This window comes from Methylophaga sp. OBS4 (assembly GCF_026319305.1).
Classification (GTDB): domain Bacteria; phylum Pseudomonadota; class Gammaproteobacteria; order Nitrosococcales; family Methylophagaceae; genus Methylophaga.
Map to the genome: position 1 here is coordinate 1 of NZ_JAPDMV010000017.1, position 14,187 is coordinate 14,187.

Consider the following 14,187-nt stretch of genomic DNA (forward strand, 5'->3'; position numbering starts at 1 on the left):
GTGACGGCCGCCAGTAAGATGGCGAAAAACAGCAGGGTCAGAGACAGCATCCAGATGTCTTGCGGGAAGATGGTCAGGTTGAAGAAGGTGAACTGGCGGTTGGGAATATCAAACAGGATGGCTTGTTCGCCGTCCCAGCGCATGTAGGGGCCAATGAAAAACGGCAGCCATACCGCCATGCCCATCCATTTCCGCAGCCGGAAACGGCCTTTCATTCGCTTGGCGACGACTTTGCCTTCTCCGGTGTTCACATGCCAGTCTGACATTTCGTCGTAGATGGAACCGGAATCGATTGCCGGATTAGTTTGCTGCTCTGTCATAAAAGCGTCTCTAGGCGTATCTCTTGGTAGATTTTAACATACGGCACAATCATAATTAGCATTTGCTGATATATATTTATGATAAAAAAGCCGACGGTAAGCCAGCTTTTTTATCAATGAAATTATGAAAATAGCACGTCAGTCGTCGTCGGATTTGTTATCCATGTTTTTAATAATATTATAGCCGATAAAGCCAATGACGATAATCGCGACCACCACGCTGGCAATTGCGCCCACAACAACAGCATCAATACCCATTTTTTAATCTCCTGACTGAATTGCTGAATTATGATGACCCTGACAGCATGTCAGGGTCCATAACCTTTAAATTACTGACCACCACCAAGCTGGTGAACATAAACAGCCAGTTTCTTGATTTCGGTTTCGGTCAAGCGTTCAGTTTCAGTTCCGTCATATTCCGGTTCTTCATCCCACTCCAGTGCTTCCAGTTTGACTGCCAGTTTTTCACTCCATGAAGGCATCACTGCTACACGGGTAAGAGGATCGGAAGCATCGTTGACGCCATGCAGAATAGTGTGGCGGATTTCTTCTTCCTCACCGGAAAAACGCCAGATTTTATCTGTCAGATTCACAGAACCCAGTTGCTGGACACCTTTACCATCCTGGCCATGACAGGCCACACAGCCTTTTTCGTTATACAGTTTCCAGCCAGCCTCAGTTGCATTGCCTTCAGAGGCATTCATCACAAACTGTACCAGACCATCAACTTCTTCTGTTTTGAGCATTTTTTCGTGCGCCGGCATCATACCCTGACGGCCTTTTGCCAAAGTGGCCATGATAGTATTCACATCTCCACCATAGAGCCAGTCATCATCAGCCAGGACAGGATAGCCGGAACCCGCCGCCGGATTACCACCGGTGCCGTGACAGGCTGCACAGTTGTCACCGTAAAGTACTTTACTGGAACCCACAGCATAGTTACGCAATTCCGGATCAGTCAGGATTTCTTCTGCAGTCATCTCAGCCAGCCTGTCTTCAAAAGGTGCACGCTTGGCTTCAACTTTGGCCAAATCTTCTTTGTACTCTTTGATTTGAGTCCAGCCTAACAAACCTTTAGTACTGTCGCTGACCAGTGGCAGTGATGGATAAAGGATAAAGTAAACCAGCACCAGCAAGCCGCTGAGATACAGGGCATTGGTCCACCAGCGGGGCGGTGGATTGTTCAGCTCTTTAATGCCATCCCACTCGTGTCCGGTATCAGACACTTGGTTAGGATCATTTTTGTTATCAGCCATCTTTTTTCTCCGAATTTGTCTCGTCATCATCCAGGGGCATGGTGCGATGGGACTCGAGTTTGTCTTTATTTTTCGGGTTCAGCACCCAGAAATAGAGTCCAACCATCAGCAGAAATATCACTACCGTGAACACCAGACCGAACCAATCTGTTGCAGTCATCGCGTTCCAGTCAGTATGGAAATACTCTTGAAGTTTAGTCACGATAGTCTCTACCGGGTTCAAATTTCACCATGGTGCCCAACACTTGCAGATAAGCCACCAGTGCCTGCATTTCAGTCTTGCCCTCTACGGAAGCTGCAGCTCCTTTGATATCTTCATCACTGTATGGCACTCCGAGCACTTTCATAGCACGCAGACGTTTCTCCATTTTTGCACCATCAACTTCTGCATCATCCAGCCATGGATAGTTCGGCATGACCGATTCGGGTACCACAGAACGTGGGCTACGCAAATGCTGGATTTGCCAGGCATCGGAGTATTTGCCACCTACACGAGCCAAATCGGGCCCGGTTCGCTTGGATCCCCATTGGAATGGATGATCGTATTTGGACTCAACGGCCAGAGAGTAGTGTCCGTAACGATCTTTTTCATCGCGAAAAGGACGCACCATCTGTGAATGACACAGGTAACAGCCTTCACGCTGATAAATATCACGACCGGCCAATTCCAGTGCAGTGTATGGACGTACCCCTTTCAACTCTTCATATTCCGGATGCACATCATCTTCAAATGTTGTGTTCAGATAGAACAGCGGGACAATCTCAACGATACCCCCTACGGAGACGACCAGCGCTGTTGCCAGCACCAGTGCCCAGATATTTTTTTCCAGTTTTTCCTGAAAGGTTACTGGCTTATTAGAGTTATGCTCAGACATTCCAGTCTCCTTAAATGTTAGCTGCTGTCGCCATCTCTGCGGATGGTTTGGCAATTGCACGACGAATAGTTACCGTCACGTTGAACAACATGACGCAGGCGCCCAGGAAGAAGATCAGACCGCCCGCCGCACGCATCGCATAATAAGGATGCATTTGAGCGACTGATTCAACAAAGGTATAAGCCAGATTGCCGTAATCATCATAAGCACGCCACATCAGACCTTGCATGATGCCTGACACCCACATCGCCGTGATATACACCGCTGTGCCGATAGTGGCCATCCAGAAATGCAGATTAACCAGACGTACCGAGTACATGGTTGTCCCCCACATACGTTCCACCATGTGATACAGCGCACCGATGGAAACCATCGCCACCCAGCCGAGAGCCCCGGAGTGAACGTGACCGATAGTCCAGTCAGTGTAGTGAGACAACGCGTTTACGGTTTTCGCCGCCATGACCGGGCCTTCAAAAGTCGACATCGCATAAAAGGCCAGCGATACAATCAGAAAACGCAGGATATAATCGGTACGCAATTTGTCCCAGGCACCACTCAAGGTGAACATTCCGTTAATCGCCCCCCCCCATGAAGGAATGATCATCGCCAGTGAGATAGCCGCACCCAGCGAACCGGTCCAGTCAGGCAAGGCGGTGTATTGCAGATGGTGTGCGCCCAGCCAGACATAACCGAAAATCAAAGCCCAGAAGTGAATAACCGACAAACGGTAGGAATAGACCGGACGGTTTGCCTGCTTGGGAACGAAGTAATACATGATGCCAAGGAAACCCGATGTCAGGAAGAAACCAACCGCATTATGCCCCCACCACCATTGAATCATCGCATCCTGAACACCGGCAAAGATAGAATAGGATTTCCACATTTCAACCGGAATAGTCAGACTGTTTACCACGTGAAGATAGGTAATCATGATCATCATTGACAGGAAGAACCAGTTCGCAACGTAGATGTGTGAAACCTTGCGAATGGAAATAGTCATGATGAAGTTGAAGGTGTAAGCCAACCATACGGCGGCGATCAAAATATCCAGCGGCCATTCCAGTTCGGCATACTCTTTAGATTGTGTGATCCCTAAAGGTAAGGTAATTACCGCACCCAGGATAACCAAGTTCCAGCCCCAGAAGGTAAACCAGGCCAGTTTGTCGCTCCAAAGGCGGGTGCTGCAGGTTCGCTGCACGATGTAGTATGCGGTTGCCATCAGTGTTGAACCACCGAAAGCAAAAATGACCGCGTTAGTATGTACTGGACGCAGTCGCCCGAAGCTGATATAGGGGTTATCGAAGTTCAGAAACGGCCAAGCCAGTTCTGATGCGATATAGACACCGACGCCGGTGCCAATGACCAAGTAAACGCACGCCATATAGGCGAACCACTTGACCACTTTATAGTTATACTGCTGTTGTTCCGCTTGCATAGCGACCACACCTTCTCTCTATGGAAAACACGTTCTCAGCCCCATTAATTGTCTTATGTCGAGGCTGGGACCCTTTTCTTCACGCTTATAGATAAAGCCACCCAATTTTACATTAAAAATTTTCTTGCTCTTTACCAAAACCTTGATCCAGATCAAGTGACAAGTGAAAAACCACGGGGGGAACAGTCATATGCCTTATTTATTTGCGTAGCGGAGAATTTTCCTAAGAACAGGGAAGGTGGTCAAGTTATAACCATCGACCTTTGCCAGTCATCACTAGCTGTTCTCAAAAAAAACAACTACTTACAGCAACAAGCCAGGCAAAAAGAAATCATGAGTCAAATCACATTTTTGTCAACTGCGATAAAAAATTTGTTGGCGAATCAATTCTGTTTAAAAACAAACGGCCAGGACAACTCTGCGTTCTTCAGTCAACAGCAGATTATAAGTGCGGCAGGCGGCGCCGAGATCCATGATTTCAACACCGATATGATCCTGCATCAGGATTGCAGCTATTTGCTGTAACTCAACAGTAAGACCGGAACCGGTAGCAAATAAAATCACTTCCGGATCCAGTCTTTTGAGTTCAGCCAGCTCGCTGTCTGTGAGTTGTGTGATATCCCTCACCTGCCAGTCCTTGAACAACTGCTCGGGCGTCAGAATAAAGTTGGTCTCGATGGGCTCGAGATGGGATTGGTTTTTGGGACGAATAACGACTTTGTTATCGTCATAGGAATGGATCTGGTTGTATTCAGGAACCGCTTCCAGACTCAGTTTCATCTGAAATATCAGTAACCTGCGGCATCATTGACGCGGTCACGGAGTTCCTTGCCAGGTTTAAAATGTGGAACATATTTTTCGTCCAGTTCCACTGATTCACCGCTTTTTGGATTACGGCCGATACGTGGTGGACGGTGGTGCAAAGTAAAACTGCCAAACCCGCGAATTTCAATACGATCACCTTGTGACAAACTGTCACTCATCTGTTCGAGGATTAATTTCACGGCAAGCTCAACATCGCGGTAATTCAATAGAGATTGTTTCTCAGATAAAACTTCAATCAAATCTGATTTGGTCATGTCTTTAAAATTCCTGGAGTTAATGCGCTAAACACCGATGTTAAGAATGTTTATCAATCCATTGATTCAAGGAGAGAATAAACACCCGGACAAGCCGGGTGTTTATAACCTGAAACAAGATAATTAATTATCTTTTTGATCCATTTGTTCTTTCAGCAGATCACCCAAAGTGGTGTTGCCGGAAGATAGGTTGCTGTACTCTTTCACCGCTTCAGATTCTTCCTGATCATCTTTAGCTTTGATAGACAACGTCAGCGTGCGATCTTTACGAGACATGCCGGTGAATTTAGCTTCAACTTTTTCACCAACAGCCAGTACTTTGCTCGCATCTTCAACACGTTCCCGGGCAATATCAGCCACACGGATATAACCTTCTACACCTTCAGCCAACTCGACAGTTGCACCACGTGCATCTACTGCGGTAACGGTACCGGTAACGATGCTTCCGCGTGGGTTTTCAGACAGGAATGCAGAGAACGGGTCGTCCTGCAGTTGTTTGATGCCCAGCGAGATACGTTCACGCTCAGGGTCAATTGCCAGTACAACGGCTTCAATATCATCACCTTTCTTGAAATCACGAATCAGTTCTTCGTTATCTTCTTCCCAAGAGATGTCAGACAGGTGAATCAGACCGTCGATACCACCGTCCAGACCGATGAAGATACCGAAATCAGTGATTGATTTGATGGCACCGCTTACTTTGTCACCCTTGTTATGAGTCATTGCAAACTCTTCCCAAGGATTGGCCTGGCATTGTTTGATACCCAGTGAAATACGGCGGCGGTCTGCATCGATATCCAGCACCATCACGTCTACTTCATCACCCAGTTGAACCAGTTTAGATGGGTGAACGTTTTTGTTGGTCCAGTCCATTTCAGACATGTGAACCAGGCCTTCAACGCCGTCTTCGATTTCAACGAAGCAGCCGTAGTCGGCAATGTTAGTGACTTTACCGTGGATACGGGTACTGTTTGGATAACGACGTGCGATATCTTTCCAAGGATCGTCACCCATTTGTTTCAGACCCAGAGAAACACGCTCACGTTCTTTATCAAATTTCAGAACCTGCACTTCAATTTCATCGCCGATGGCAACAACTTCAGAAGGATGTTTGACACGTTTCCATGCCATATCAGTGATATGTAACAGACCGTCAATACCACCCAGGTCTACGAATGCACCGTAGTCAGTCAGGTTCTTGACGATACCTTTGACCACTTTACCTTCTTCCAGGGTTTCCAGCAGTGCTTCACGTTCTGCACTGTTTTCTTCTTCCATGATCGCACGACGTGAAACAACGATGTTATTACGTGGACGATCCAGTTTGATCAGTTTGAATTCGAGGTCTTTACCTTCCAGATGGGAAGTGTCACGAATAGGACGCACGTCAACCAGAGAACCCGGCAGGAAGGCCCGGATGTTTTCCAGATCGACGGTGAAGCCGCCTTTTACTTTACCGGAGATTACACCAGTAACCGTTTCGTTGGCTTCGAATGCATGTTCCAATTTAATCCATGCTTCGGCCGCTTTGGCTTTTTCACGAGATAGTTGTGTTGCACCAAAACCATCTTCCAGTGATTCCAGTGAGACATCGACCAGATCACCAACAGAAACAGTGATTTCACCATTTTCGTCGAGGAACTCTGATACTGGAATAGCGCCTTCTGATTTCAGACCGGCATTGACCATGACAACATCGGGGCCTACATTGACTACCGTACCGGTAACAATTTTGCCTGGTTGCATTGGAGTTGAATTTAGACTCTCTTCAAAGAGATCAGCAAAGCTTTCGCTCATTGTTAAATATCCTTGACCCTGTTTTAAGGCAACAGAATCACCAAAAATTACCTGCAAAATGCAGGATAGTTAAACACCCTATCCGACAAGGCCGGACAGGCACCAAATTTAAAAGTCAGTACAATATGCCCTGACTTTTTCATACACAGCATCAATTCCCAACGCGGTAGAATCGAGGATAAGCGCGCCTTCGGCCGGCCGCAACGGGGCCACTTCACGCTCGCTGTCACGTCGATCACGTTCGGAAATTTCCGCAACGAGATCAGAAAGGTTACTCTCAATTCCTTTCTGTTTCAACTGCTTATAACGCCTTTGCGCCCGCTCTTCGGCACTGGCCGTTAAAAACACTTTAAATTGTGCATCCGGAAACACCACAGTGCCCATATCACGGCCATCAGTAGCCAGTCCCGGCGCATGACAAAAATCGCGCTGCCGCTGCAATAATGCAGTCCTCACCGAAGGTATCGCCGCGACTTTAGAAGCAGCATTGCCGGCCTGTTCCGAACGAATCAACAGGCTTACATCCTCCCCTTCAAGCAGCACTTTCAGATCATCATCATTGAGCTCAAAACGCACATCCAGCGTCTCGGCCAGGGCTGTCAGCGCTTTTTCATCAGCCAGATCAATCTGATGTTTCAAAGCCGCCTGCGCCAGAACACGATAAATGGCGCCGCTATCCAGATAATGCCAGCCAAAGTTACGGGCAATCAGCTGGGCGATTGTGCCTTTGCCTGAGCCACTGGGACCGTCAATCGTCAGAACCGGGATATCAGCCATCGATTTCCTCGATATTCAGTCCGGCTTCAGCGGCCAGTTCTACAAAACCCGGGAATGAAGTTGCCACATTGGCACAATCATTAATCTGAATACTGCCTCCGGCTTGCAGACCGGCAATGGCAAATGACATGGCAATACGATGATCCCCATGGCTTTCCACTTCACCGCTGCCAATCACACCGCCGTTAATCACAATGCCATCTGCGGTCGGTGTCGCATCAATACCCAGGATTTGCAATCCGTCTGCCATCGCCTGAATACGATCACTTTCTTTAACGCGCAGTTCTTCAGCGCCCGTCAGTACCGTTTGCCCTTCTGCACAGGCTGCAGCGACAAACAGCGCCGGAAATTCATCAATCGCCAGTGGCACTTGATCTTCCGGAATCCGAATGCCTTTCAACGGTACATATTTGACTCTAATATCCGCAACCGGTTCACCGCCGGTCACAGTTTCATTGAACAAGGTGATATCAGCGCCCATCATATTAAGAATATTGATCACACCAATACGGGTGGGGTTGATACCGACATGTTTCAGCGTAATATCCGAGCCGGGCGCAATGGCGGCTGCCACCATAAAAAATGTCGCTGATGAAATATCTGCGGGCACATCAATATTGGTTGCCGTTAACTTGCCGCCACCTTCAATGCTGATAGTGCTGCCGTTGACGACAACGGGATAGCCCATACCTGCGAGCATGCGTTCTGTGTGATCACGGGTGGGAGCCGGTTCGGTCACACTGGTTTTGCCCTCGGCATACATACCTGCCAGCAATAAACAGGATTTCACCTGGGCACTGGCCATCGGCAGCGTGTAATCAATGCCTTTGAGTTTGCTGCCACCATGAATAGTCAGTGGCGGTTTGCCGCCCTCATCCGTATCAATAGTTGCACCCATCAAGGCCAGCGGTTCGGTTACCCGCTTCATCGGTCTGCCGGACAATGATTTATCGCCGGTCAGAGTGCAATCAAACGCCTGCCCGGCAAGCAAACCGCTCAGCAGTCGAATCGAGGTACCGCTGTTACCCAGATAAATAGCTTTGTCCGGCACTTTCAGGCCATGCATACCGACACCATGAATCGTCACACGGCCTTTGTCCGGCCCTTCAATATTGACGCCCATCGTTCTGAATGTAGCCAGGGTAGCCAATGCATCTTCACCTTCCAGAAAACCGGTCACTTCCGTAGTGCCTTCAGCCAGAGCGCCAAGCATAATGGAACGGTGTGAAATGGATTTGTCGCCGGGAACCCGAAGTTCACCTGTTATACGCCCGCCGGGCTGCACAATATATTTCTTATTATTTTCGCTGGTCACGCTTGACTACTCCACTCCGTCACACTTCACTGTTGTCTATTAAATCCGGATCGGCGAACCGGGTATCACGGGCTTTTTTAGCTCTGGCAAAAACCTCAATCAGAAAGTCACCGTCACCCTCGCGGATGGCCTGTTCGATCTGGTTCAGTCCCTGATGATATTGCTCCAGTAAGCTCAGAATCGCATCACGGTTGCCCAGGCAGATATCACGCCACATCACCGCATCGCTGGAAGCAATACGGGAAAAATCACGAAACCCGCCAGCCGCATAACGTAATACTTCATCGCAGTCATCACGCTGTGCCAACAAACCCACCAGATTAAACGCCAGAACATGCGGCAAATGGCTGGTCGCGGCCAGTACAATGTCGTGATGTTCGACGTTCATTTCAAACACTTCGGCGCCGGTTAACTGCCACATGGCTTTGACTTTGGCTGTCGCAGCAGCATCGGTTTCGGCGACCGGGGTTAATACGATGCGATGATCCTGATAAAGCAAGGCAAAAGCCGCGGAAGGGCCACTTTTCTCGGTGCCGGCAATCGGATGTCCCGGTACAAACTGTCTGAATTTATCGCCCAACGCTTGTCTGGCAGCTGCCACTACCTGTGCTTTGGCACTGCCGCCATCAGTAATGATGGCTTCGGGATTGAGATGAGGCGCCATCTCTTCAAATACACGGGACATCGCTCCCATCGGCACCGCAACAAATACCATATCCGCTTGTTTGACCGCTTCGCTGACAGAGTCCGCAGCATGGTCGATAAGTCCCAGCTCCAGGGCTTGCTGACGGGCAGCTTCGCTACGTGAATAACCGACCACCTCGTTTACCGCACCGTTTTTTTTCAATGCCAATGCCAGCGAACCACCAATCAAACCCACACCGATAACAGCCAGACGGTTAATCATCAGCCACGCCCCAAAACTTTTGCCAGCGCAGCAAGGAAACGCTGGTTTTCTTCGCCAAGGCCAATACTGACCCGCAAATGTTGTGGCAGGCCATAGTTAGCGATAGGTCTGACAATCACGCCTTCATAAAGCAAATCATCATAAACTTCAGCAGCATTGGAATGCACATTAACGGTAATGAAATTCCCCTTGGAAGGAATAAATTGCAGTTCCATCTTTTCAAAGCCGGCTATCAGCTGTTTCATACCGGTATTGTTCAGTTCTCTGGCCTGTTGCAGATAGGTGTCATCACTCAGTGCCGCCACCGCGGCGGCTTGAGCCAGATTATTAACATTAAACGGTTGTCTGACCCGGTTCAGCAAATCCGCCACTTCCGGGTGGGATAAAGCGTAACCGACACGCAAGCCGGCCAGTCCGTAAGCTTTGGAGAATGTCCGGGTAATAATCAGATTGTGATAATCCTGCAGCCAGGCTACGGTATTTTCCCATTGTTCCAGATACTCCACATAAGCTTCATCCAGCACCACCAGCACATTTTCCGGTACTTTCTCCATAAAAGCTTTCAGCTCAGCTGGTGCTATCCAGGTACCGGTCGGATTATTCGGGTTGGCAATAAAAATCAGTTTGGTACGGCTGTTGATACATTTTTTTATTGCCTGTAAATCATGGCCATACTCTTTGGCAGGCGCCACAATGCCTTTGGCGCCAACCGCTTTGGTGACCAAAGGATACACGGCAAATGCATGTTCAGAATAAATCACTTCATCGCCGCCCGCGGCAAACGCCCGTGCCACCAGTTCGAGTACATCATTGGAACCATTGCCTAATGTAATCTGCTCCGGCACCAGTTGATATTTTTCTGCCAGTGCCATCTTTAAGGTATAACCGTTACCATCCGGATAGCGTGTTATCTCCCGAGATGATTGCGCCAAAGCGGCCAAAGCTGCTTTTGACGGGCCCAACGGGTTTTCATTCGATGCCAGCTTGATGACCTCTTTAACACCATACTGACGTTGTAACTCTGCAATCGGTTTGCCCGGAACATAAGGTTGCAGATCAGCGACGCCGCTTACTGCCAAATCACAAAAACTCATTATTGCTCCGTTTTGTTGCTGAAGCTGTCGACAATTAATAACACCGCACCAATACAAATAGCTGAATCAGCGATATTAAAAGCAGGCCAGTGATAACTGCCGTAGAAGATATCAATAAAGTCGATAACATAGCCGTGATAAAGACGATCAATCACATTGCCGATGGCACCGCCCAAAATCAAAGCCAGCGATGCGGCTTCCAGCTTGGCGGCTTTATCAAGCCTTTTCAGCCAGACAATCAACGCAGTGCTGACCAATAAAGCCAATACCACAAAAAACCAGCGCTGCCAGCCACCTGCTGATGACAAAAAGCTGAAAGCGGCACCAGTATTATGGGCCAATGTGAAATTGAAAAACGGCATCACCGGCACGGTTTCATGCAAATCCAACAAGCTGCTCATTAACCATTTGCTGAGTTGATCCAGCACGATCACCAATGCAGAAAGATTAAGCCATTTAAGCATTAAGCAAATTGACGCTGTTCACCTGCGCCATCCACATTTTCAATACAACGCTCACACAAATCAGGATGCTCGGCATGTTTGCCCACTGACTCAACCTGGTGCCAACAGCGATCACAACGTGCATATTTTGATGCCTCAATAGCAACTGAAAGTCCATTTACTGAAGTATCAATAGCATTAGCAGGTTTTTCGGCCAAAGGTTTCAAAGTTGCCTGAGAGGTAATCAATACAAACTTCAACTCACCTTGAAGCTGAGATAAGTGTTTGAAGAATTCCGGATCTGCGTAAAGTGTTACTTCCGCAGTTAAACCACCTTTTATCTTGCCTTCATTCCGCAACACCTCTAACTGTTTTAAAACAGCGTCACGCGCATCAAAAATATGTTCCCATGAATTGAAGTCAAGATGAACACCTTCACTTTGAGATATTAATCCTTCATACCATTTATTCAAAATCACTGACTCATTACGCTCACCAGGCAAATACTCCCACAATTCATCAGCAGTGAAACTCAAAACCGGCGCAATCCAGCGTACCAGCGCTTCCACAATGTGATACATCGCAGTCTGCGCTGAGCGGCGGCCCAAACTGTCCTGTTGCATGGTGTACTGGCGATCTTTGGTGATATCCAGATACAGGCTGCCCATTTCATTGGCGCAAAAGTTATGAATTTTCTGGTAAATCAAATGGAACTGATAGCTGTCGTAAGCGGCCAGAATCTCCTGCTGCACATGGTAGGCCCGATCCAAAGCCCAGCGGTCCAGCGGCAGCATGTCTTCGATCGCGACACAATTCTGCGCCGGATCAAAATCAGACAGATTGGATAACAGATATCGTGCTGTATTACGGATACGGCGATAGGAATCGGCGGTACGTTTCAGAATTTCATCTGAAACCGACATCTCGGCACTGTAGTCGGTCGCCGCAACCCACAGGCGAATAATGTCAGCCCCCAGGTTATTCATCACCTTTTGCGGCGCAACCACATTGCCCTTGGATTTGGACATTTTTTTGCCTTCGGCATCCACGGTAAAGCCATGGGTCAGCACCGCTTTATACGGGGCTGCGCCAGTTGTTGCGACCGATGTCAGCAACGACGACTGGAACCAGCCGCGATGCTGATCGCTGCCTTCAAGATACAAATCTGCCGGACGATGCAGATTTGCACGACGCGCCAAAACGCAGGCATGTGACACCCCGGAGTCAAACCAGACATCCAAGGTATCTGTAACTTTTTCATATTCTGCCGCGTCGCTGCCCAGCCAGACTTCTGCATCCATTTCAAACCAGGCATCAATACCATCCTGTTCGACTTTTTGTGCGACTTTTTCAATCAGTTGTTCAGTTTCCGGGTGCAGTTCGCCGGTTTGCTGATTCACAAATAAAGGAATCGGCACGCCCCAGGTACGCTGACGGGAAATACACCAGTCTGGGCGGCCTTCGACCATGCCTTCGATGCGTTTTTGGCCCCAGTCCGGCATCCATTGGGTATCAGCGATGGCTTTCATCGCCGCCTGACGCAGACCGTTCTGATCCATGCTGACAAACCACTGCGGCGTGGCGCGGAAGATGATCGGACTCTTATGGCGCCAGCAGTGCGGATAGCTGTGCTGAATATCGACATGGGCCAGCAAAGCCCCTTTCTGTTTGAGCAGTTCAATCACTTGCGGGTTAGCCTTGAACACCGACTCGCCGGCAAATACGGGCGTTTCAGGTAAAAAGCAACCATTACTGCCCACCGGATTATCAACTTCCAGCTGGTATTTTAAACCCACAGTGTAGTCATCCTGACCATGGCCGGGCGCAGTATGTACCGCACCAGTACCGGCTTCTGCAGTGACATGGTCCCCCAGAATAATCGGTACCTGCCGATCGTAGAAAGGATGCTGGAGTAGCAGACCTTCAAATTTATCGCCTTTACAACGAACCAGCACTTCACCATCCAGACCGTAACGTTCCAGCGCAGATTCATATAACGCTGCTGCCAGCAGCAGTCGTTCATCACCACACTGCAGCAGTACATATTCAAATTCCGGATTTAAAGATACCGCCTGGTTGGCCGGTAAAGTCCAGGGGGTGGTAGTCCAGATAGGCACACTGATATCACCGTGGCCCTGACCGCCACAGGCTGCAACAAACGCGTCGGTATCGATCACTTTGAAGCGCACATCAATCGCTGGTGAGGTTTTGTCCTCGTATTCGACTTCGGCTTCTGCCAAAGCGGAACCACAATCTACACACCAGTGGACCGGCTTCACGCCTTTATGCAAATGGCCTTGTTTGATAATTTGACCCAGGGTGCGAATGATATCGGCTTCAAAACTGAAATCCATGGTGAGGTAGGGATTCTCCCATTCACCCAACACGCCCAAGCGCTTGAAATCCTCGCGCTGACCATCAACCTGCTTAGCCGCATAATCGCGACAGGCCTGACGGAATTCCTTGGCAGTGACTTTAACACCGGGTTTGCCGACTTTCTTTTCCACATTAAGTTCAATCGGCAGACCGTGGCAGTCCCAGCCCGGCACATAAGGCGCATCAAAACCGCTCAGGGTTTTGGATTTGATGATGATGTCTTTGAGAATTTTATTAACCGCATGACCGATATGAATATCACCATTGGCATACGGCGGTCCGTCATGCAGAATAAACAGCGGACGGCCTTTGGCGTTTTCACGCAGTTTCTTGTACAGGTCGATATCCTGCCAACGCTTCAGCGTCTGCGGTTCGCGATTAGGCAAACCCGCCTTCATCGGGAACTGGGTTGCAGGTAAATTCAAAGTCTGTTTGTAGTCGGCCACAAGATCTCTCGTAGTTCACAATCATCAAAAGCGGTAATTATACGGATTTTTACGAACGACCTAAATC

The 14,187-nt window shown here is 48.7% G+C and carries 13 protein-coding genes and 1 pseudogene; all 14 read right to left on the bottom strand.

What is annotated here, in order from left to right; translation table 11 throughout:
• Window positions 1-320: pseudogene (locus tag OMP95_RS06755) on the bottom strand (cytochrome c oxidase accessory protein CcoG); the annotation flags it as partial.
• A 329-nt stretch (window positions 321-649) separates the two neighbouring features.
• Window positions 650-1,576 carry a cytochrome-c oxidase, cbb3-type subunit III gene (gene ccoP, locus OMP95_RS06760; protein WP_266327256.1) on the bottom strand — a complete coding sequence of 309 codons (927 nt, stop codon included), beginning with the start codon at window positions 1,574-1,576 and terminating at the stop codon, window positions 650-652.
• On the bottom strand, window positions 1,569-1,778 hold the full coding sequence (locus tag OMP95_RS06765) for a cbb3-type cytochrome c oxidase subunit 3 (protein WP_266327258.1): 210 nt from the start codon (window positions 1,776-1,778) through the stop codon (window positions 1,569-1,571). The genes ccoP and OMP95_RS06765 overlap by 8 nt, the downstream gene beginning before the upstream one ends.
• Window positions 1,771-2,451 carry a cytochrome-c oxidase, cbb3-type subunit II gene (gene ccoO, locus OMP95_RS06770; RefSeq protein ID WP_266327260.1) on the bottom strand — a complete coding sequence of 227 codons (681 nt, stop codon included), beginning with the start codon at window positions 2,449-2,451 and terminating at the stop codon, window positions 1,771-1,773. The genes OMP95_RS06765 and ccoO overlap by 8 nt, the downstream gene beginning before the upstream one ends.
• A 10-nt stretch (window positions 2,452-2,461) precedes the next feature.
• The gene (gene ccoN / locus OMP95_RS06775) at window positions 2,462-3,886 is read right to left on the bottom strand and encodes a cytochrome-c oxidase, cbb3-type subunit I (RefSeq protein WP_266327262.1); all 1,425 of its coding nucleotides are present in this window, start codon (window positions 3,884-3,886) and stop codon (window positions 2,462-2,464) included.
• A gap of 393 nt (window positions 3,887-4,279) precedes the next feature.
• Window positions 4,280-4,666 (bottom strand): Mth938-like domain-containing protein, encoded by a 387-nt coding sequence (locus OMP95_RS06780; RefSeq protein WP_266327264.1) that lies wholly within the window; start codon window positions 4,664-4,666, stop codon window positions 4,280-4,282.
• An 8-nt stretch (window positions 4,667-4,674) separates the two neighbouring features.
• Complete coding sequence (locus OMP95_RS06785) at window positions 4,675-4,965, bottom strand: integration host factor subunit beta (protein ID WP_266327266.1); 291 nt, start codon at window positions 4,963-4,965, stop codon at window positions 4,675-4,677.
• 123 nt (window positions 4,966-5,088) lie between these two features.
• Window positions 5,089-6,762 (bottom strand): 30S ribosomal protein S1, encoded by a 1,674-nt coding sequence (gene rpsA, locus OMP95_RS06790; RefSeq protein ID WP_266327268.1) that lies wholly within the window; start codon window positions 6,760-6,762, stop codon window positions 5,089-5,091.
• 108 nt (window positions 6,763-6,870) lie between these two features.
• Window positions 6,871-7,539, bottom strand: coding sequence for a (d)CMP kinase (cmk, locus tag OMP95_RS06795; RefSeq protein WP_266327270.1), 669 nt, complete (start codon window positions 7,537-7,539; stop codon window positions 6,871-6,873).
• Window positions 7,532-8,854, bottom strand: coding sequence for a 3-phosphoshikimate 1-carboxyvinyltransferase (aroA, locus tag OMP95_RS06800; RefSeq protein ID WP_266327272.1), 1,323 nt, complete (start codon window positions 8,852-8,854; stop codon window positions 7,532-7,534). Before aroA ends, cmk begins: the two co-directional genes overlap by 8 nt.
• 19 nt (window positions 8,855-8,873) lie before the next feature.
• The gene (locus tag OMP95_RS06805; RefSeq protein WP_266327274.1) at window positions 8,874-9,761 is read right to left on the bottom strand and encodes a prephenate dehydrogenase; all 888 of its coding nucleotides are present in this window, start codon (window positions 9,759-9,761) and stop codon (window positions 8,874-8,876) included.
• Complete coding sequence (hisC, locus tag OMP95_RS06810; protein WP_266327276.1) at window positions 9,761-10,855, bottom strand: histidinol-phosphate transaminase; 1,095 nt, start codon at window positions 10,853-10,855, stop codon at window positions 9,761-9,763. Before hisC ends, OMP95_RS06805 begins: the two co-directional genes overlap by 1 nt.
• A complete protein-coding gene (gene lspA / locus OMP95_RS06815) occupies window positions 10,855-11,319 on the bottom strand; it encodes a signal peptidase II (RefSeq protein WP_266327278.1) in 465 nt (154 codons plus the stop codon). The genes hisC and lspA overlap by 1 nt, the downstream gene beginning before the upstream one ends.
• Window positions 11,319-14,120 carry an isoleucine--tRNA ligase gene (gene ileS, locus OMP95_RS06820; RefSeq protein WP_266327280.1) on the bottom strand — a complete coding sequence of 934 codons (2,802 nt, stop codon included), beginning with the start codon at window positions 14,118-14,120 and terminating at the stop codon, window positions 11,319-11,321. Before ileS ends, lspA begins: the two co-directional genes overlap by 1 nt.
• Window positions 14,121-14,187: the final 67 nt, after the last annotated feature.

Excerpts from the sequence above, each read along its gene's own strand:
- ccoN (WP_266327262.1), bottom strand. The coding sequence starts at position 3,886 with ATGCAAGCGGAACAACAGCAGTATAACTATAAAGTGGTCAAGTGGTTC.
- ccoP (WP_266327256.1), bottom strand. The coding sequence starts at position 1,576 with ATGGCTGATAACAAAAATGATCCTAACCAAGTGTCTGATACCGGACAC.
- OMP95_RS06780 (WP_266327264.1), bottom strand. The coding sequence starts at position 4,666 with ATGAAACTGAGTCTGGAAGCGGTTCCTGAATACAACCAGATCCATTCC.
- OMP95_RS06805 (WP_266327274.1), bottom strand. The coding sequence starts at position 9,761 with ATGATTAACCGTCTGGCTGTTATCGGTGTGGGTTTGATTGGTGGTTCG.
- cmk (WP_266327270.1), bottom strand. The coding sequence starts at position 7,539 with ATGGCTGATATCCCGGTTCTGACGATTGACGGTCCCAGTGGCTCAGGC.
- OMP95_RS06785 (WP_266327266.1), bottom strand. The coding sequence starts at position 4,965 with ATGACCAAATCAGATTTGATTGAAGTTTTATCTGAGAAACAATCTCTA.
- lspA (WP_266327278.1), bottom strand. The coding sequence starts at position 11,319 with ATGCTTAAATGGCTTAATCTTTCTGCATTGGTGATCGTGCTGGATCAA.
- hisC (WP_266327276.1), bottom strand. The coding sequence starts at position 10,855 with ATGAGTTTTTGTGATTTGGCAGTAAGCGGCGTCGCTGATCTGCAACCT.
- ccoO (WP_266327260.1), bottom strand. The coding sequence starts at position 2,451 with ATGTCTGAGCATAACTCTAATAAGCCAGTAACCTTTCAGGAAAAACTG.
- rpsA (WP_266327268.1), bottom strand. The coding sequence starts at position 6,762 with ATGAGCGAAAGCTTTGCTGATCTCTTTGAAGAGAGTCTAAATTCAACT.